Origin of the sequence: Erwinia pyrifoliae DSM 12163 (genome assembly GCF_000026985.1) — a bacterium.
GTDB lineage: Bacteria > Pseudomonadota > Gammaproteobacteria > Enterobacterales > Enterobacteriaceae > Erwinia > Erwinia pyrifoliae.
Genome location: NC_017390.1, coordinates 1,211,167 through 1,229,675 on the forward strand (window position 1 = coordinate 1,211,167; position 18,509 = coordinate 1,229,675).

Below are 18,509 nucleotides of genomic sequence, written 5' to 3' on the forward strand. Positions count from 1 at the left end.
ATTCGTCTGGCAGCCATACCCCTTCAGCAATGAAGGGGTATTTTTTTGCCTGTTATCCGTCTCGCCACAGCGATTCCAGTTCAGTCGGGGCCAGCTGTTCAGGGATCAACAGCACGATAGCGCCAGAGGACTGACGAGTGGCATAGCTTATCTGGATGCGAAAATAGCGCTGGTCGCCGCGCCCCGGCGTTGACTGTGGGTCTTCCGGTTCGCCCAGACGTAATGCCTGACGCAGCACTTCACAGACCCGCGCTTTTTGCGGCGCGCTAAGCTGGGCCAGCGTAAAGCGGCGCGGTTGTGCCAGCTTAGGGAAATACGCTAAACCTCCCTCGCGTGCAACATCGATAACCGCATCATCACTGAGTTCGGGCAAAATCATGATAAAACGCCGACCTGTTTCCAGGCGTCTTTAATTGTTGCTCCGGTGGCTTGATTAAAGCGTTTTTCAGCGTGGCGCACCGTGAACTCCGCAAAGGTTTTAAAATCGGCATTTTGCGGCAGTTCCTTGTCACAGACCGTATCGTACCAGGCGTAGCCCGCCGTCTCCCAGGCGTAACCCCCCAGCGCGATGGCAGCGAGATAGAAAGCGCGGTTGGCAATACCGGAATTGAGATGTACGCCGCCATTATCCTCGCGCGTGCGGATGTAATCACGCATGTGGGCAGGCTGGGGATCTTTACCCAGCAGCGGGTCGTTGTAGGCGCTGCCGGGTTCGGACATTGAGCGCAGCCCGCGCCCGTTAATGCCTTCAGCCAGCAGCCCTTCGCCAATCAGCCAGTTGGCCTGTTCCGCGTTCTGTTGCAGATGATACTGCTTCACCAGCACGCCAAAGACGTCGGACAGAGACTCGTTCAGTGCGCCCGCCTGTTCGAAGTAGATAAGCCCGGCCTCGGTTTCTGTCACGCCGTGCGCCAGTTCGTGGCCAACCACGTCCAGCGCAATGGTAAAGCGGTTGAATATCTCGCCGTCGCCGTCGCCAAATACCATCTGCTGGCCGTTCCAGAAGGCATTTTGATAATCCTTACCATAATGGACCGTACCCAGCAGCGTCAGTCCTGTGTTGTCCAGTGAATTGCGCTGGTACGCGTGCCAGAAAAAGTCATAGGTGATGCCAAGATAATCCCAGGCTTCGTCGACGGCGACATCGCTACTGGCAGGCTGATTGTCGCTGCGCACCCTCTGGCCCGGCAGGTTTTGGGTCTGCTGCGCATCATAGATTTCACGCTGAACGCTGCCCGGTGCGGCCGTGGTGGCGCTGTGCGGTGCTTGCCAGCTCTCATTCATCAGCGTCTGGACATGGGTCAGGGTCTGGCGCGCGCAGCGTTGCTGGTGGGAAGATCCGTTGTTGATAATCTTGCTCAGGATATAGGGGGGGATGACGCCATAAGGCATATCAGACTCCTTGCTCAACAATGAATGTCAGACAAGTATAGTTGGCATGCGCCGGATGGGGGAAAGGAGAGGGGGTTCCCCTCCTGCAATCAGACGCTGCGCCCGCGAGTTTTTTTCAGCGGGGTGATGACGGTGACTTCACTTTCTACCCAGCCGTCGTCAAGGCGGGTTTTCAGCGTATCGCCCCGATGCAGCTGTCTGGTTTTTTTGATGACCTGACCGTCGGCGTTGCTGGTGACGCTGAAGCCGCGTGCCAGCGTAGCCAACGGGCTGACGCCTTCCAGCCGGGCGGCAAGCTGGCCGAAGTGCTGTTTCCCGGTGCCAAGCTGCTGCTGCATCGCCTGCTGTAGCCGATATTGCCACTGTTGTAACTGCTGGCTTGCCCGCTCAATGCGTATCTCCGGACGGAAAGCGTTGAGGCGCTGGCCGAGGATCTCCTGCCGCCGCGCTGCCCGGCGCAGCTGCTGTTGCAGCGCATCGTCCAGACGGCGCTGCAATATCATCAGCGCCGTCTGCTGACGCGCCAGCCTCAGCTGCGGATGCTGCTGCTGTAAGCGATGTTGCAGGCGGGTAAAAGTGCGCTGCTGTTGGGCGAGATAATAGTCCATCGCCATTTCCATGCGCTGCTGCTGCGACTGTAGCTGACGCAGTCGTTCAATCTGATTGCGGCTGACCTGCTCTGCGGCGGCGGAAGGGGTAGGGGCGCGCAGGTCGGCGACAAAATCGGCAATGGTGACATCGGTTTCATGGCCGACCGCGCTGACAATCGGGATGCGGCTGGCAAAAATCGCCCGCGCCACGCGCTCGTCGTTAAAGCTCCACAGATCTTCCAGCGAGCCGCCGCCGCGACCGACGATCAGCACATCGCACTCGTTACGCGCATTGGCCAGCTCGATAGCGCGTACGATGCCGGGTGGCGCTTCCGCGCCCTGTACCGGGGTCGGGTAGATGACCACCGGCAGGGAAGGGTCTCGGCGTTGTAACACGCGTAACACATCGTGTAACGCAGCGCCGCTGGAAGAAGTGATCACTCCGACCTGGCGCGCCGGGTCCGGTAACGGCTGTTTATGCGCCTGTTCAAATAGCCCTTCGGTCATCAGGCGCTGCTTCAGCTGCTCGAACTGCTGCTGTAACAGGCCGTCTCCGGCAGGCTGCATGCTTTCGGCAATCAGCTGGTAGTCACCGCGCGGCTCATACAGGGTGATGGTGGCGCGCACCAGCACCTGCTGGCCGTTTTGCGGGCGGAAGGTGACGCGGCGGTTGCCGTTGCGAAACATCGCGCAGCGTACCTGAGCCGTATCGTCTTTCAGCGTGAAGTACCAGTGGCCGGACGAGGGCTGGGAGAAATTAGAGATCTCCGCGCTCAACCAGACCTGGCCCATTTCCATCTCCAGCAGCTTACGCACTGTGCTATTGAGACGGCTGACGGTAAAAATATTGCTGCCTGGCGGTTGCGACATGTGATGAAGATCAAACTTTAAATCAGCGGGTTAATTAGCCGATAGTACAGGGCTGACTCAGGGGATCAAGAGTTTTAAGTAAATAAAGCTGGAGGCAATCGATTACGGCCTGTATAATGCCACGGCAATATTTTACAGGTTCTCATTCACCCTGAGGTTGAGATATTGCCATGCTAAGAATCACTAAAAAAGCCCTGACATTCGACGACGTTCTGCTCGTTCCTGCTCACTCCACGGTGCTGCCAAATACCGCCGACCTCAGTACCCAGCTTACTAAAAACATCCGTCTGAACATTCCTATGCTGTCCGCTGCTATGGACACCGTGACCGAAGCCGGTCTGGCCATTGCATTGGCACAGGAAGGCGGACTGGGCTTTATCCATAAAAACATGTCTATTGAACGCCAGGCGGAAGAAGTTCGCCGGGTGAAGAAGCATGAAAGCGGCGTGGTCACCGATCCGCAGACCGTGTTGCCAACTACCGCACTAAGCGAAGTGAAAGCACTGACCGAGCGTAACGGCTTTGCCGGTTACCCGGTGGTCAACGGCGAAAACGAACTGGTCGGCATTATCACCGGGCGTGATGTCCGCTTTGTCACCGACCTGAGCCTGCCGGTTTCTGCGGTGATGACGCCAAAAGAGCGCCTGGTAACGGTGAAAGAGGGCGAAGCGCGTGAAGTGGTACTGCACAAAATGCACGAAAAACGCGTGGAAAAAGCGCTGGTGGTGGATGACAGCTTCCATCTGCTGGGCATGATCACCGTAAAAGACTTCCAGAAAGCGGAACGTAAACCTCACGCCTGTAAAGATGAGCATGGTCGCCTGCGCGTTGGCGCTGCCGTCGGTGCAGGTGCCGGTAACGAAGAGCGTGTTGACGCGCTGGTCGCTGCTGGTGTTGACGTGCTGCTGATCGACTCTTCCCACGGTCATTCTGAAGGCGTGCTGCAACGCATACGTGAAACCCGTGCTAAATACCCCGATCTGCAGATCGTCGGTGGCAACGTAGCTACCGGTGCTGGCGCGCTGGCGCTGGCCGAAGCGGGCGTCAGCGCGGTGAAAGTCGGTATCGGCCCGGGTTCAATCTGTACTACCCGCATCGTTACCGGGGTGGGCGTACCGCAGATCACCGCCGTTTCTGACGCCGTTGCCGCGCTGGAAGGCTCCGGTATTCCGGTTATTGCTGACGGCGGCATCCGCTTCTCTGGCGATATCGCTAAAGCTATCGCCGCCGGTGCTGCTGCGGTGATGGTCGGCTCCATGCTGGCAGGTACCGAAGAGTCGCCGGGCGAAATTGAACTGTACCAGGGGCGTTCATTCAAGTCTTACCGTGGTATGGGTTCGTTGGGCGCGATGTCGAAAGGTTCTTCCGACCGCTACTTCCAGACCGACAATGCGGCGGACAAACTGGTGCCGGAAGGTATCGAAGGGCGCGTGGCCTATAAAGGCCGCCTGAAAGAGATCGTGCATCAGCAGATGGGCGGCTTGCGCTCCTGTATGGGGCTTACCGGCTGTGCTACTATCGACGAACTGCGCACCACAGCGGAATTCGTGCGCATCAGCGGTGCCGGTATTTCGGAAAGTCACGTTCACGACGTGACCATTACCAAAGAGTCGCCGAACTACCGTATGGGTTCCTGATAACCCGTTACTGCCCGCCCGGCCTGGCCGGGCATTTTCATCCTATCCCGAATTTTGTATGACATCGCCCTGGAATAGCCCAATGACGACGGAAAATATTCATAAGCATCGCATCCTGATCCTCGATTTCGGTTCACAGTACACTCAGCTGGTTGCACGTCGCGTGCGTGAGCTGGGCGTCTACTGTGAACTGTGGGCGTGGGATGTTACCGAAGAGCAGATCCGTGGGTTCAACCCGAACGGCATCATCCTCTCCGGCGGCCCGGAAAGCACCACCGAGCACGACAGCCCGCGCGCCCCGGATTACGTATTTAACGCCGGCGTACCGGTGCTGGGCGTGTGCTATGGCATGCAGACCATGGCGCTGCAGCTGGGCGGTAAGGTGGAAGGCTCCAGCGAGCGCGAGTTCGGCTATGCGCAGGTAGAAGTGAAAAACCAGAGCGCGCTGATCCGCGATATCGAAGATGCCATCAGAGCCGACGGTAAGCCGCTGCTGGACGTGTGGATGAGCCACGGCGATAAAGTGACCGCCATCCCGTCTGATTTTGTCACCGTTGCCAGCACCGATACCTGCCCGTTTGCCATTATGGCTAACGAGGAGAAACGCTTCTACGGCGTGCAGTTCCATCCTGAAGTAACGCATACCCGCCAGGGGCTGCGCCTGCTGGAACGCTTCGTAAGTGATATCTGCCAGTGCGAAGCGTTGTGGACTCCTGCTAAGATCATCGAAGATGCCGTTGCGCGTTTGCGCGAGCAGGTGGGTGACGACAAAGTGATCCTCGGGCTGTCAGGAGGCGTTGACTCATCGGTTACCGCAATGCTGCTGCACCGCGCCATCGGCGACCGTCTGACCTGTGTATTTGTGGATAACGGCCTGCTGCGCCTGAACGAAGCGGAGCAGGTGATGGAGATGTTCGGCGACCACTTCGGCCTGAATATCATCCATGTGGCGGCGGAAAACCGCTTCCTTGACGCGCTGGCCGGTACCGACGAACCGGAAGCCAAGCGCAAGATTATTGGTCGCGTATTTGTGGAAGTATTCGATGAAAAAGCCACTAAGCTTTCTGATGTGAAGTGGCTGGCACAGGGTACTATCTATCCTGATGTGATTGAATCAGCCGCTTCGGCGACCGGTAAGGCGCATGTGATCAAATCGCACCACAACGTGGGTGGCCTGCCGAAAGAGATGAAGCTGGGGCTGGTTGAGCCGCTGAAAGAGCTGTTCAAAGATGAAGTGCGCAAAATAGGCCTTGAGCTGGGCTTGCCACACGCCATGCTGTTCCGCCACCCGTTCCCGGGGCCAGGTCTGGGCGTGCGCGTGCTGGGCGAAGTGAAGAAAGAGTACTGCGACCTGCTGCGCCGTGCCGATGCTATCTTTATTGAAGAGCTACATAAAGCCGACCTGTACAACAAGGTCAGCCAGGCATTTACCGTGTTCCTGCCGGTACGTTCCGTTGGCGTAATGGGCGATGGCCGCAAGTACGACTGGGTTGTATCCCTGCGTGCGGTAGAAACCATCGACTTTATGACCGCGCACTGGGCGCATCTGCCGTATGAGTTCCTCGGCCGCGTTTCAAACCGCATCATCAATGAAATCGACGGTATTTCCCGCGTGGTTTACGATATCTCCGGCAAACCACCGGCGACGATTGAGTGGGAATGATGTGACGTCTGGTAATAGCCTGCACGTTTAAGCATTAAATACCTCTAAGCCCGCGTAACTGCGGGCTTTTTTGTTTTTGTATCTGGTATTTTCTGGCAGCTGCTAGCAACGGGAAGCACGTTTTTTTCAATGGAATTTTTGATGGTGCTCTCTGGCTCCGAATTAAGGTTTGAAAAAGTACCATGTGATAAATGTCGGTTGAGTTATGGTGTTTTTTTATAACTCAATTAAAAAACAGATGGTTAAATAACTTTTCTGGTTTTTTTACAACATGGTATTAATTGATAAAGGAAAACAATAAACCGTGTTGACTGACACCCGGCTGCGACACCTTAAGCCGAAGGAGAAACTCAATAAAGTTAATGACCGTGATGGTCTGTATGTTGCGGTCACTCCGGCAGGAACGATCTCATTTCGTTATAACTATTCAATAAGCGGAAGACAGGAGACCGTTACTTTTGGCCGCTATGGTGTTGGAGGGATCACGCTTGCAGAAGCGCGTGAACGGCTCAATGAAGCCAAAAAAATGGTTGCCGGTGGAAGATCGCCTGCGAGGGAAAAAGCCAGAGATAAAGCGCGTATCAAAGATGCGGAGACTTTTGGTGCATGGGCTGAGAAATGGTACTAAAAAACGGAGGGACTACAGCGTCAATCATTCTTTTAGTATTGACAAATAAATTACCGTTATTGTTATCTGGCGTTGTAGGAGGGGCATCCTTACAAGGGATTGGTGGGTTTGGGGCCGGTGTGATTACGGGCGCTGCTGCTACTGCAATTAGTGGTGCTGCTACTGCAATTAGTGGTGCTGGAACGATGGCAATGAGCACTACAGCTCAAGTCAGTGGTGGGGTTTCTGCATTAAAAGCCGCGTTCGAATCTGCACAAACAGCAATGGCCGAAGAATCCGGATCTACCGGTGGTGCTTCAGGTGGCGGATTTGGCGGTTGTGAAGATACTGGTTCTGTAAACTCCTCTGGAGAGCAACCATCTGTTAAAGGTAGTTCCAGTGGGGGAAGCGAAGGTTTTGCTGCATCGTTCTCGCGTGCTGGACGCATGGCAAGACATATGGGAAGCAGCATGGTTAACGGAGCTGCTGAGTACCAGACAATGAAGCAAAGTAGCAATTCCTCTCGGGCTCAACAGACTATTGGAGGGGAGTTGGCGACTCAGATACGTAGACAAACAGCTACTCGTCGGGATAACCGCGAACATGATGATTTTGCCGGAGATAGCTCATCCGGCAATAATAAATCTTGAATCACGCGCGTCAGTTTACGCAGGATCGTGGACTGACGCTTTCATTGAGCGAACTTTACTCCTGCAACTCAAAGGAAAAATCATGTCCAGGACTCCTGATTCACGGTTACTCATTGAGGGCTTTCGCAAAGCAGAGGCTTCTCTGAGACTTGAAGGAATGGATCCCAGTGGCACGCCGCTCTACGAGTCCGTTAAGCCGCGTATTATTTCAGGTGAGCTGACTTATGAGCAGGGGCGTTCAGAGATTCTTGCTTACTACACAAAAGCAAATACCGCCGGGCCTGTGACAGTGGGAGAAATGCTGACAGAGGAATTTTAAAACCGCTGAACATGTCTCATGACGAACTGGCGAAAGCTATGGGTATTTGCCGACAGGATATTGAAGATATCATCTACGGTATGCGTCGTCTTAGGGATGATGAGGCCCGCGTTCTTGCTGAGATATTTGGTACTGATGAGGACTTCTGGTGCAATCTGCAGGTGCTGCAAGATCGCCCAGAGCAACGGCGTAAGTAATCAACGGGGAGCAAGTCAGCCCCTCAAGTGCCATGAAATTCGACCATTTTACGAAGCCTTTCCTCAGAGTAAAGTTCTCGTTAGAAACCAAAATCTATCCACAAAACGGTGAGTTACCAGATACTCTTAAGTAATGCGCTTTTTGCTCGTCTATGCTAGTAGCAGATGTTAATATTCGCCTCAAGTTTTCATTGTTTTAGTTGGATCAATGAATCAACAAACTGGATACACAACTATGGGGTTTCGCAAACGACAATTTAGCAATGCTGTGGCATAAATTGTTGTTAGGAGTGGAGATTAAATGAAATTTGCATACGAAGATCTAAGTGATGGTCAGTTCGAGACCTTGATCGTTCTTCTGTGCCAGCGGTTGCTTGGAGCCGCCGTACAGGGATTTGCAAAAGGCCCTGATGGTGGGCGCGATGCCAAGTTTATGGGAACAGCTGAACTGCACCCGAGTAAGAACGCGCCATGGGTAGGTACAACCATAGTTCAGGCAAAGCACACCAACGGATATAACCGTAATTTCTCCGAATCCGACTTCTTCAGTGTTACGTCTGCGAACACCGTGCTGGGTAAAGAAATTCCCCGTATCAAAAAACTTCGTGATGCCAAGCAGCTAGATCATTACATGCTATTCGCTAATCGTCGCCTATCTGGCAATGCTGAAACGGAGATACGTGATTACATCTCGTCTCGGTGTGATATTTCCAGTTCATCACTTTATCTTTGTGGGCTAGAACAACTGGAGATCTGGCTTAAGCGTTTCCCGGATGTCGCGAGGGAAGCTGACCTTGATCCAGTTGATTCGCCGCTGATTGTTAGTCCCGATGACTTGTCTGATGTTGTACAGGCATTAGCTCGAAATAAAGATAGCGTGGTCGAAATGCTTGACGATCCGCCGACTGCGCGAGTGACATACGAGAAAAAAAACACACTCAATAATATGAGTGTTGATTATGCCAAGGCACAGCGGAAGAGATTCTTGAAGGAAACGGCTCAAATTCAGGCTTTCTTGGCTGCTCCAGAAAACCTCGAATTATTACGTATGTATGAGTCGGTAGTCGATGAGTTCCAACTCAAGATCATTGCCAAGCGTAAGGACTATCAAACTTTTGATGAGGTAATGGAATATCTGGTTGACATATTGTTCAGCCGTGATCCTATCTTGCGGCAGCACGCTCACAAGCGCTTGACGCGTGCTGTCCTGTTTTACATGTACTGGAATTGTGATATCGGGGAGGTAGGCGATGTTACGACCAACGAAGCACTCTCATCCTGATCGAACAGTCATCAATGTCTCGCTGTTACTGTTGGCTCGCTTGAAAACTCGGCGTATTGACGATTATGACGTTCTACGTAAATTTGCGAAAAAAAGCATTATCGGTGGAGAGGTGTTGTTCTTACCTGCTCTTAATTTTCTTTATCTCATGGGATTGATTGAATATCGCCCCAAAACCGATGCTCTAGAATATGTGGGGCCAAATGAAGTTATCTAGACTCTATTCTAACAAGCCTGACTTGTTCGATACCGTGGAGTTTGTCCAAGGCTTAAATGTCGTTATGGCTGAAATCCGCTTGCCGGAGAACAGAAGTAAGGACACCCATAATCTCGGCAAGACTACCCTCGGGCGCTTGCTCGACTTTGGTTTCTTAGCCAAACGTGACCCTAAGTTCTTTCTTTTCAAGCACTCCGATTTGTTCCACGAATTTATATTCTTCCTTGAGATTAAGTTGGAAGATGCTTCGTTCGTAACGATTCGGCGTAGTGTTAAAGAAGCCACTAAAATTAGCTTTAAGCGCCATCAAGCAAGCCATCAGGACTTGTCTGGATTAGCACTGACAGAATGGGATCATGTGAACATGCCCTTCGAGCGTGCACGTGAGCTGTTGGATGGAGTATTGGATTGGCGAGCAATCAAACCTTGGGCGTACCGCAAAGGTTTAGGATATTTACTACGCTCGCAGGACGATTTCCGAGATGTATTTCATCTACGCAAATTCGCGGCCGCACATTCAGATTGGAAGCCTTTCTTGGCTCACGTCCTTGGTTTTGACGCTCAACTCATCGTTGAGCACTATGAAAAAGAAGAGCAACTCTATAAGAAACAAGCCATTGCGCAGACTATCAAGAATGAATTGGGTGGCTCTATTGAGGATATCAGCAAGATCGAGGGCATTCTGTTACTTAAGCAGAAAGAGGCTGATAAAAAACAGACATTGCTCGATGCTTTTGATTTCCGTACTCAGGATAAGGATAGTACTAAGCAGTTGGTCGATGACATCGACGTAAAAATTGCGTCTTTAAATGCTGAACGTTACTCACATAATCAGAACAAAAAGAAAATAATATCCTCGTTGGAAGAAGATCAGATTCTCTTTAATCCTGATGAGGCGCAGCGTATATTTGAGGAGGCTGGAGTTCTATTTGAAGGACAGATCAAAAAGGATTTCCAACAACTAATTGACTTCAGTCGGGCTATTACAGTTGAGCGTCGTGGCTATCTGCAGGAAGAGCGGGAAGAAGTCGAAGCTGAACTAAAACGCATAAATGAAGAATTGAATTCCCTAGGAAAAAAACGCTCGGAGATGCTTTCATTTCTAAGTGAAACTGACATCTTTGGTAAATACAAACAAGTCTCGAACGAGATGGTGATATTGCGTGCTGATATTACTTCATTAGAGCGTCAGCGAGGCTTCTTGCATCGTTTGCAGGAACTTCGAAAAGAAATTAGGGCTTTGACAGAAGAGCGTGGAAATCTACAGGCCCAGATTGAGGCTAATGTCGAGAAGCAAAACTCTGATCAGGACAGCTTATTTTCTGCAATAAGATTGTTCTTTAGCGAAATAGTTGAAGAGGTCATTGATCGCAAAGCTCTGCTGAGCGTATCTCCCAATCAACTAGGACATCTAGAGTTCAAGGCAGAAATACTTGATGAGTCAGGTAATGCGACTAGTGCCGATCTTGGGCATACATACCGCAAACTGCTTTGTATTGCCTTCGATTTGGCTGTACTGCGTGCTCACTTGGACGAAAAATATCCTCGTTTTGTTTATCATGATGGTGTGTTTGAGTCTTTGGATGATCGTAAGAAGGAAAACCTTTTGGCTATCATTCGTCGTTATGCGGAGTTGGGGCTACAGCCAATCATTACTCTTATAGATTCGGACTGAAGTGGTCAACAAAAACTGGCCACCGCGTTAGAGTTTTTCCAGTATCGATTTTCTGATTCGTTTGGTGGCAACCCACCATTATATTCGTGCGGCCTGAGTGCGCTGTAATATCCAACGATGTAGTCCGTTATGGCGTGAGTCGCATCGCTGAAGCTTACGTAACCTGTCACTGGCACCCATTCGTTTTTCAGACTCCGAAAGAAGCGTTCCATTGGGCTATTATCCCAACAGTTTCCACGCCGGCTCATACTCTGCCTGATCCGGTAGCGCCACAGTAACTGCCGGAACTGCCTGCTCGTATAATGACTGCCCTGATCGCTGTGGAACATCACTCCTGCGGGCTTACCGCGAGTTTCCCATGCCATTTCCAGTGCTTTCATGGTGAGTCTACTGTCCGGCGAGAACGACATTGCCCAGCCCACTGGCTTTCTTGCAAACAGGTCGAGAACAACAGCGAGGTATACCCAGCGTTTGCCTGTCCAGATATAGGTCACATCACCGCACCACACCTGGTTTGGCTCTGTTACGGCGAACTGTCGCTCAAGGTGATTCGGGATAGCAACGTGTTCATGACCGCCACGCTTATACCGGTGAGTCGGCTGCTGGCGACTGACCAGCCCCAGTTCTTTCATGAGCCGGCCAGCAAGCCAGCGCCCCATCTGATAGCCTCTCTGGGTTGCCATTGTGGCGATGCTTCTTGCTCCGGCCGAACCGTGGCTGATGCCATGTAGCTCAAGTACCTGACTTCGTAACACAGCCCGTCTGCCGTCTGGTTTTTCAGGACGATTTTTCCAGTATTTATAGCTGCTGCGATGAACCCCAAACACATGGCAGAGAGTGGCCACAGGATAACGCGCCCTGAGTTTCCCGATTATCGAGAACCGTTCAGGGAGTCTGACATCAAGAGCGCGGTAGCCTTTTTTAATATTTCGTTTTCCATTTCAATACGTTGTAGCTTTTTCTTCAGCTCACGTATTTCGATTTGTTCCGGTGTTATCGGAGAGGCTTTTGGTGTTTTGCCCTGCCGCTCATCACGCAGTTGCTTGACCCATTTTGTCATCGTGGAAAGACCGACATCCATAGCCTTAGCGGCATCAGAGACGGTGTAGTTTTGATCAACAACCAACTGAGCGGATTCACGTTTGAATTCAGGACTAAAATTTCTTCTTTTCATTGGAGCACCTGTGTTGTTCTGAGGTGAGCATATCACCTCTGTTCAGATGGCCAAATTCAGTAAACCACTTCAGACTTGCCTGTGCGTCCCGCAGATGAACCAGTATTCTCGTCTGATGAAGTCGTGATTACGTTACACGATGAGGGAGAGAAAGGTCGAATCTTCAAAATGAGGGCTTGGTAATTCTTAAAAAAATTAAGTGCTTCCTGCAAATTAATTTACAAAATATTTGCCATAAGTGCATTGTTTCTCGAGAATAAGAGGTGAGATTCATGGCCTTCGCGAGGAAGTGTGTGTCACTTAGGATGGCTGAGAGGAGTCCCTATAACTAGTTCAAACTTAAAGCCTTCTAAAAACAAGCTTGAGGCGAATCTTGACCAATATCGTACGGGGTGCGGTGCCTATCTGAGCGAGCTCGAATTTTCGCTCATCCGTATTATTTGCCAGAGGGCTGATAAAGCCATGCGCTTGGCTGCACGAATAGCTCTCACAGACGTTCCGGAGCATTTGAAGTGCAATTTTTTCCCTACACTAACTGCTGGTGATAGCCTCTCACCCACTGCTACTCAAGTTGGAAGCGGTGAAGCATATCGAATTTCTATTCCCATCTCATTTGTTGCCAAGTTAGTCGCGATCGCGCCGAAGCGTGGAAATACGCCAAAAGATGAATCAGACTATCTTATCTCTTCGACTATCGTCGCTGTGCTCGCAGCGTATGGGCATGAGATGACTCATATCTTTGCAGGCCATCTTGGGACTCAGTCATCTTTAGGACAGGAAACGCACGCTGACTACATCGGTGGTGGTTTACTCTGGGCCTGGTTGCACGATAAAAATATTGCCATGCACTGTAACATAGCTGATGGCAAACAAACATTTATGTATGCATATGGAGTCTTGCACCTTATTTCGGCCTTTGATGATACAGATAACAACACAAGCCTCTATCTTCCACGTTGCCTAAGGTTGGTAATCTTCTGTGGCGGTGCTGCGTTTCATGCTGATAAAAGAGCAGGAGAAAGTCAGGGTGATTTGGTGGAACAAGCATTTGAGTCTATGCCGTCATGTCCAGAAGCATCTTTTGATTCACTGGAAATTCGAAAGCAGTTTGGGGCCATCAAAACTCAATTAGAACAGCGTGAAATGGTTGGCAAGCTCATGCAGGCCTTTGAAATAATAGAGAAAGAAAAGAAGTCTTGGTATAAATCGTCCCAACATTTGCGCCCTATCAAGAAGGATCTATATAGAGCGCTTAAGCGGAATGAGGACCTTTAGCTAGAAGACAAATTTGACCGGACGTCATCCTATTATGATGTCTACGACGTTGGCATAAGGAGAGTTTGGAACCTGCCTTATTGATCCTACCCGCCAATAGTGGACACGCGACTAAGTGAGTAAACTCTCAAGCAAGAGGTGACTCATGACAAAACCAGCATCAACCAGCAAAAAGCCACGCAAACAACATACGCCTGAATTTCGCAACGAAGCCCTGAAACTTGCTGAGCGTATCGGTGTGGCTCCAGCTGCCCGTGAACTCCGTCTGTATGAATCGCAGCTTTATGCCTGGCGCAGCAAGCTCAAAAATGCACATTCCTCTTCTGAACGTGAGCAGGAAATGTCTGTTGAAATTGCCCGCCTTAAGCGGCAACTGGCGGAGCAGGCTGAGGAGCTGGCCATTCTCCAAAAGGCCGCGACATACTTCGCGAAGCGCCTGAAATGAAGTATGTCTTTATCGAAAAAAATCGGGCTGAGTTCAGTATCAAGGCCATGTGTCGTGTGCTTAGAATTGCCCGAAGCGGCNGGTATTGTAAGCATCCCGCATAATGGTGCNATTCACTTTTAGAGATCTTCCGGCATACTGATGATGCCTCCTGAGGAGATCGCTATGCGTAAAATCCGATTCACCGAGCACCAGATCATCGCCGTACTGAAATCAGTCGAAGCTGGCAGGACCGTCAAAGAGGTATGTCGCGAGGCCGCTATTTCCGAAGCCAGCTACTACAACTGGAAGGCGAAATATGGCGGGATGGAAGCCGCTGATATCAAAAAGATCAAAGCTCTTGAGGACGAGAATCGTCGTCTGAAGCAGATGTTTGCCGATCTGAGTCTGGAATGCCGGGCGCTGAAAGACGTCATCGAAAAAAAGCTTTAAANCCAGCGATAAAGCGTGAGCTCGTCAGCTATCTGACCACGCAGTTTGCGATGAGCATACGCCAGGCATGTAGGACGTTATCGCTGAGCAGGACGGTGTTTCGTTATCAACCGGATACGCGACGTGATGAAGCGGTGATCCAGAGGCTGACTGAGGCGGCTGAACGCTACCCCCGCTACGGATTTAAGAAGCTTTTCCAGGTGCTTCGCAGGCAGGNCCACGTCTGGAACCACAAGCGTGTACACCGGATTTACTGTCTGCTAAAACTGAATTTTCGTCGTAAGGGTAAGCAACGCCTGCCGGTGCGTAATCCGGCTCCGCTGGCAACGCCGGAAGCACTGAACCAAAGCTGGTCGATTGATTTTATGCACGACGCGCTGACATGTGGCCGACGTTTCCGGACTTTCAACGTCGTGGATGATTTTAACCGTGAAGCACTGGCTATCGAAATTGACCTGAATATCCCGGCGCAGCGTGTCGTCCGGGTGCTGGACAGGATAGTGGCAAACCGTGGATATCCGCTGAAGATGCGGATGGATAACGGACCGGAACTGATATCTCTGGCTCTGGCGCAATGGGCCGAAGAGCATGGCGTGATGCTGGAATTTATCAAGCCGGGTAAGCCAACACAGAACGCGTTTATAGAAAGGTTTAACCGAACGTACCGGACCGAAATACTGGATTTTTATCTGTTCAGAACACTGAATGAAGCACGGGAAATAACGGAACGCTGGCTGAATGAATACAACAGTGAGCGGCCTCANGAATCCCTGAATAACCTGACGCCGGAAGAGTATCGGCTGATGGCTGAGAAANCGGAAATCTCAAAAAGTGTGTGGAACTAAAATGGGTGTCTTTACACCAGCCTACAAGTTATAGATACTAGTGACTCAAGATTTTTAAATTACGACAGAAAAAAACTCGAAAATTTCATCACCTCAAATGCTGAAAAAATAAAAAAAATCGAATCAGTTCTAGATATAAATGAAGTGGCGAGATTAACTAAAGCAGCAAACCCAACGCAAAAGAATTTAATCACCTTTAGAGCACCGTGCATAGAATATTCATTATTAAAAAAAGCACATGAAAGGTTGAATAAATTGCTCAAACAGTCAGTCACTAATAAAGTCATTGAAAATTTAAAAAACAATCAAGTAGTTCAATCTTGGGTTTATAATGGATTAAGCCTGAATCAAGCTAATGATAGTTGTCATTTTTGCGGAAATAAAATACCTCAGGACAGGATTGACGAACTTAATGCGCACTTTAATGATGAATACAAAAAATTCTCAGGAATACTTGATAAAGCTAAAGTATGGTTAGTAAGTCAATTCATCTTAACTGTTAACATTGGTGAGATTGATATTTATGATGAGCATAAGGATGTATTAAAATATAGATCGTCCCTTTTAAATGAAGAAGCCGAAAAAATCAATGATTACATCAGAGGATGGGGTCACTTACTAGACGAAAAAATAAAGAACCCTTTCAATGTTGAACTGCTCGCAGTAGATATGCCAGAGCTTTTATTCATTAATTACGATCGGTATGCGACAGAAATCAACAATATAATTGAATTACACAATAGAAAATGTAGCAACTTTCAAAAAGAAACAACTAAGGTAAAATCTACGCTTGAATTACATTATGCATCTTCGGAGGTGAAGGTATTTGATTATTTTGGAGAGATATTAACCCGGGATATAGAAATAAAAAATATCCAGCAATGCAAAATTGAGTTAAAGGAATTAGAAGCAGAAATAAAAGGTCTTGAAGGATCCTTATCGAATGAAACCATAGCAGCAGATATATTTAATAAATATCTACACGGTTTTCTTGCCCGTTCGGAGCTTTCGCTCGAATTTAATAAAGTGAAAAATGGGTACGAAATACTTAGGGATAACCAAGTTGGGCATGTTCCAAATCTTAGTGAGGGTGAAAAAACGGCTATAGCGCTAATTTATTTCATAACAAAATTAACGGAGGGCGGCAATAAAATAGTTGATAGCATTATTGTTTTTGATGATCCCGTTTCTAGCTTTGATTCCAATCATCTGTTTCATTCGTACTCATTTATTAAAACGAACTGTAAAGATGCGAAGCAACTTTTCCTGTTAACTCATAACTTCACTTTTTTCAAATTGGCCCGGGATTGGTTTAATACCAATAATAGGAACAGAGGTGATAAAACTAAAAGCGCATTTTTCTATACAATTGAACCTGGAACAGTGACACCTCGTTCATCTACGATATGTAATGCTGACCCTGGCTTGATTGATTACAATTCAGAGTATCATTATGTTTTCGAAACTTTGTACAGGCATAAAGAATATCCACGCTTAACTTGGGAGCAAGCATTTTTNGAGCCTGTAATTTAAATTGTGTATCTGCCTGTTTTTGATATGTTCATTCCAACAACGGAGACAGGCACATTATGGACGAAAAGAAACTCAAGGCCCTTGCGGCTGAACTGGCTAAAGGCCTTAAAACCGAAGCCGANCTCAATGCGTTTTCCCGCATGCTGACGAAGCTTACCGTTGAAACAGCACTCAATGCTGAGCTGACTGACCACCTCGGGCACGAGAAAAACGCCCCAAAAGCAGGCTCCAATACCCGCAACGGCTATTCGTCAAAAACTCTGCTGTGCGATGACGGCGAGATTGAACTCAGCACACCGCGTGACCGTGAAAACACCTTTGAACCTCTGCTGATAAAGAAAAACCAGACGCGTATCACGCAGATGGACAGCCAGATTTTGTCCCTGTACGCCAAAGGCATGACGACCCGAGACATCGTCGCCACGTTCAGGGAAATGTACGATGCGGACGTGTCGCCCACGCTGATTTCAAAAGTCACGGATGCCGTTAAAGAGCAGGTTGCTGAATGGCAGAACCGCCCGTTGGATGCACTTTATCCCATTTGTTTATCTTGACTGTATCGTGGTGAAAGTTCGTCACGATGGCAGCGTGATTAACAAGGCCGTCTTCCTCGCTCTGGGCATTAATACCGAAGGCCAGAAAGAGCTGTTGGGCATGTGGCTGGCAGAAAACGAAGGCGCGAAGTTCTGGCTCAGCGTGCTGACAGAGCTTAAAAANCGGGGCCTTCAGGACATCCTGATTGCCTGTGTGGACGGACTGAAGGGCTTCCCGGATGCGATAAACAGCGTTTATCCTCAGACGCATATCCAGCTGTGTATTATTCATATGGTGCGCAACAGCCTGAAATACGTGTCGTGGAAGGACTACAAAGCCGTCACCGGCGGGCTGAAAAAGGTGTATCAGGCTCCGACAGAAGAGGCGGCGCTGATGGCGCTGGATAAGTTTGCAGGCATCTGGGACGAGAAATACCCGCAAATCAGTAAGAGCTGGCGCACACACTGGGAAAATCTTAATACGTTCTTCGGCTATCCGCCCGATATCCGTAAGGCTATCTACACCACGAACGCCATCGAATCACTGAACAGCGTGATCCGCGCAGCCATCAAAAAGCGAAAGGTGTTCCCGACAGATGACTCGGTGAGAAAGGTCATTTATCTGGCGATCCAGTCGGCGTCAAAAAAATGGAATATGCCGATCCAGAACTGGCGGCTGGCAATGAGNCGTTTTATTATCGAGTTCGGTGANCGCCTGAGCGATCACCTTTAATACGGTGGCAGTTACACAGAATTATTTACAGGTTCCATTTTTTACTGCGAACCTGTCTCGCAAATTGTTAGAGTCATTCTTAAACTTCAAATATCCAAAGCACAGATCTAATTTATTACAGCTTATGGATGCCGCTGCAAAAAAATGCGTTATTTTTGATAGCAACAAAAAAGAAAAAGTTTACCGATTCATTAATAAATACTCTCATAGTGCAGTTATCGAAATGAATGATGACATTGCTGAAAACTTAATGGGTGAAGGAAGGAATGTCATCGGTGATATATTTTCCTGGATAGAGGAAATTGACAAAATTCATTACGATGAAATGGTAAGTATTTGTCAAAAAAAATGATAACCCCACCCCCGAGGATTTCGGGGGGAAGACATCCTGACTATCATTTTTCTGGTAATTTTCTTCTTAAATTGAGTAGATTAGAGAG

The 18,509-nt window shown here is 49.4% G+C and carries 15 protein-coding genes and 4 pseudogenes; 15 read left to right on the top strand and 4 right to left on the bottom strand.

Features of this window, described 5'->3' with window-relative positions:
* Positions 1 to 52 precede the first annotated feature (52 nt).
* The 3 genes from EPYR_RS05405 to xseA all read right to left on the bottom strand — a co-directional run bounded on the left by EPYR_RS05405 (position 53) and on the right by xseA (position 2,852).
* Positions 53 to 379: a protealysin inhibitor emfourin gene (locus EPYR_RS05405; RefSeq protein WP_012667402.1), complete on the bottom strand. Its 327-nt coding sequence runs from the start codon at positions 377 to 379 to the stop codon at positions 53 to 55.
* Positions 376 to 1,392 (bottom strand): M4 family metallopeptidase, encoded by a 1,017-nt coding sequence (locus tag EPYR_RS05410; RefSeq protein WP_012667403.1) that lies wholly within the window; start codon positions 1,390 to 1,392, stop codon positions 376 to 378. Before EPYR_RS05410 ends, EPYR_RS05405 begins: the two co-directional genes overlap by 4 nt.
* Positions 1,393 to 1,481: 89 nt before the next feature.
* The gene (xseA, locus tag EPYR_RS05415; RefSeq protein WP_012667404.1) at positions 1,482 to 2,852 is read right to left on the bottom strand and encodes an exodeoxyribonuclease VII large subunit; all 1,371 of its coding nucleotides are present in this window, start codon (positions 2,850 to 2,852) and stop codon (positions 1,482 to 1,484) included.
* Positions 2,853 to 3,022: 170 nt separating this feature from the next.
* Here xseA and guaB point away from each other — a divergent pair, with 170 nt between their 5' ends.
* The 9 genes and pseudogenes from guaB to EPYR_RS05450 all read left to right on the top strand — a co-directional run bounded on the left by guaB (position 3,023) and on the right by EPYR_RS05450 (position 11,099).
* Positions 3,023 to 4,489 carry an IMP dehydrogenase gene (guaB, locus tag EPYR_RS05420; RefSeq protein WP_012667405.1) on the top strand — a complete coding sequence of 489 codons (1,467 nt, stop codon included), beginning with the start codon at positions 3,023 to 3,025 and terminating at the stop codon, positions 4,487 to 4,489.
* A gap of 82 nt (positions 4,490 to 4,571) precedes the next feature.
* Positions 4,572 to 6,152, top strand: a complete 1,581-nt coding sequence (guaA, locus tag EPYR_RS05425; protein ID WP_012667406.1) for a glutamine-hydrolyzing GMP synthase — start codon at positions 4,572 to 4,574, stop codon at positions 6,150 to 6,152.
* Between the two features lie 304 nt (positions 6,153 to 6,456).
* Positions 6,457 to 6,774 (top strand): annotated as a pseudogene (locus EPYR_RS05430) (Arm DNA-binding domain-containing protein); the annotation flags it as partial.
* A 23-nt stretch (positions 6,775 to 6,797) separates the two neighbouring features.
* A pseudogene (locus EPYR_RS18945) lies at positions 6,798 to 7,409 on the top strand (TrbL/VirB6 family protein); the annotation flags it as partial.
* An 82-nt stretch (positions 7,410 to 7,491) separates the two neighbouring features.
* Positions 7,492 to 7,728, top strand: a complete 237-nt coding sequence (locus EPYR_RS19940) for an antitoxin VbhA family protein (protein WP_012667409.1) — start codon at positions 7,492 to 7,494, stop codon at positions 7,726 to 7,728.
* Positions 7,729 to 7,739: 11 nt separating this feature from the next.
* The gene (locus EPYR_RS19945; protein ID WP_012667410.1) at positions 7,740 to 7,925 is read left to right on the top strand and encodes a helix-turn-helix domain-containing protein; all 186 of its coding nucleotides are present in this window, start codon (positions 7,740 to 7,742) and stop codon (positions 7,923 to 7,925) included.
* A gap of 301 nt (positions 7,926 to 8,226) precedes the next feature.
* Positions 8,227 to 9,207, top strand: a complete 981-nt coding sequence (locus EPYR_RS05445) for an ABC-three component system protein (RefSeq protein ID WP_012667411.1) — start codon at positions 8,227 to 8,229, stop codon at positions 9,205 to 9,207.
* The gene (locus EPYR_RS18955) at positions 9,176 to 9,424 is read left to right on the top strand and encodes an ABC-three component system middle component 8 (protein ID WP_014538677.1); all 249 of its coding nucleotides are present in this window, start codon (positions 9,176 to 9,178) and stop codon (positions 9,422 to 9,424) included. The genes EPYR_RS05445 and EPYR_RS18955 overlap by 32 nt, the downstream gene beginning before the upstream one ends.
* Positions 9,425 to 9,488: 64 nt before the next feature.
* On the top strand, positions 9,489 to 11,099 hold the full coding sequence (locus EPYR_RS05450) for a DUF2326 domain-containing protein (protein WP_231839705.1): 1,611 nt from the start codon (positions 9,489 to 9,491) through the stop codon (positions 11,097 to 11,099).
* Between the two features lie 5 nt (positions 11,100 to 11,104).
* Here the strand turns inward: EPYR_RS05450 and EPYR_RS05455 are convergent.
* Positions 11,105 to 12,273 (bottom strand): IS3 family transposase gene (locus EPYR_RS05455; protein WP_104945030.1). Its coding sequence is split into 2 segments (ribosomal slippage): positions 11,105 to 12,024 and positions 12,024 to 12,273, totalling 1,170 coding nucleotides; the frame shifts between segments, so codons are not numbered across the junction.
* 291 nt (positions 12,274 to 12,564) lie between these two features.
* Here EPYR_RS05455 and EPYR_RS05465 point away from each other — a divergent pair.
* From EPYR_RS05465 to EPYR_RS05495, 6 genes and pseudogenes are all read left to right on the top strand, one after another.
* Positions 12,565 to 13,548 (top strand): hypothetical protein, encoded by a 984-nt coding sequence (locus EPYR_RS05465; protein ID WP_012667413.1) that lies wholly within the window; start codon positions 12,565 to 12,567, stop codon positions 13,546 to 13,548.
* A gap of 145 nt (positions 13,549 to 13,693) precedes the next feature.
* Positions 13,694 to 14,079 (top strand): annotated as a pseudogene (locus EPYR_RS05470) (transposase); the annotation flags it as partial.
* Between the two features lie 79 nt (positions 14,080 to 14,158).
* Positions 14,159 to 15,270, top strand: a protein-coding gene (locus tag EPYR_RS05480) for an IS3 family transposase (RefSeq protein WP_148217826.1) whose coding sequence is annotated in 2 segments (ribosomal slippage) — positions 14,159 to 14,420 and positions 14,420 to 15,270 — 1,113 coding nt in all. Because the reading frame shifts where the segments join, the coding sequence is not laid out codon by codon here.
* A gap of 30 nt (positions 15,271 to 15,300) precedes the next feature.
* The gene (locus tag EPYR_RS05485; RefSeq protein ID WP_071846815.1) at positions 15,301 to 16,803 is read left to right on the top strand and encodes an AAA family ATPase; all 1,503 of its coding nucleotides are present in this window, start codon (positions 15,301 to 15,303) and stop codon (positions 16,801 to 16,803) included.
* A 56-nt stretch (positions 16,804 to 16,859) separates the two neighbouring features.
* Positions 16,860 to 18,069: pseudogene (locus tag EPYR_RS05490) on the top strand (IS256 family transposase).
* A 4-nt stretch (positions 18,070 to 18,073) separates the two neighbouring features.
* Positions 18,074 to 18,421, top strand: coding sequence for an AAA family ATPase (locus tag EPYR_RS05495; protein WP_014538681.1), 348 nt, complete (start codon positions 18,074 to 18,076; stop codon positions 18,419 to 18,421).
* Positions 18,422 to 18,509 lie beyond the last annotated feature (88 nt).

Coding starts and splice junctions, on each gene's coding strand:
- EPYR_RS05405 (WP_012667402.1), bottom strand. CDS start 379: ATGATTTTGCCCGAACTCAGTGATGATGCGGTTATCGATGTTGCACGC.
- EPYR_RS05410 (WP_012667403.1), bottom strand. CDS start 1,392: ATGCCTTATGGCGTCATCCCCCCCTATATCCTGAGCAAGATTATCAAC.
- xseA (WP_012667404.1), bottom strand. CDS start 2,852: ATGTCGCAACCGCCAGGCAGCAATATTTTTACCGTCAGCCGTCTCAAT.
- guaB (WP_012667405.1), top strand. CDS start 3,023: ATGCTAAGAATCACTAAAAAAGCCCTGACATTCGACGACGTTCTGCTC.
- guaA (WP_012667406.1), top strand. CDS start 4,572: ATGACGACGGAAAATATTCATAAGCATCGCATCCTGATCCTCGATTTC.
- EPYR_RS19940 (WP_012667409.1), top strand. CDS start 7,492: ATGTCCAGGACTCCTGATTCACGGTTACTCATTGAGGGCTTTCGCAAA.
- EPYR_RS19945 (WP_012667410.1), top strand. CDS start 7,740: ATGTCTCATGACGAACTGGCGAAAGCTATGGGTATTTGCCGACAGGAT.
- EPYR_RS05445 (WP_012667411.1), top strand. CDS start 8,227: ATGAAATTTGCATACGAAGATCTAAGTGATGGTCAGTTCGAGACCTTG.
- EPYR_RS18955 (WP_014538677.1), top strand. CDS start 9,176: ATGTTACGACCAACGAAGCACTCTCATCCTGATCGAACAGTCATCAAT.
- EPYR_RS05450 (WP_231839705.1), top strand. CDS start 9,489: ATGGCTGAAATCCGCTTGCCGGAGAACAGAAGTAAGGACACCCATAAT.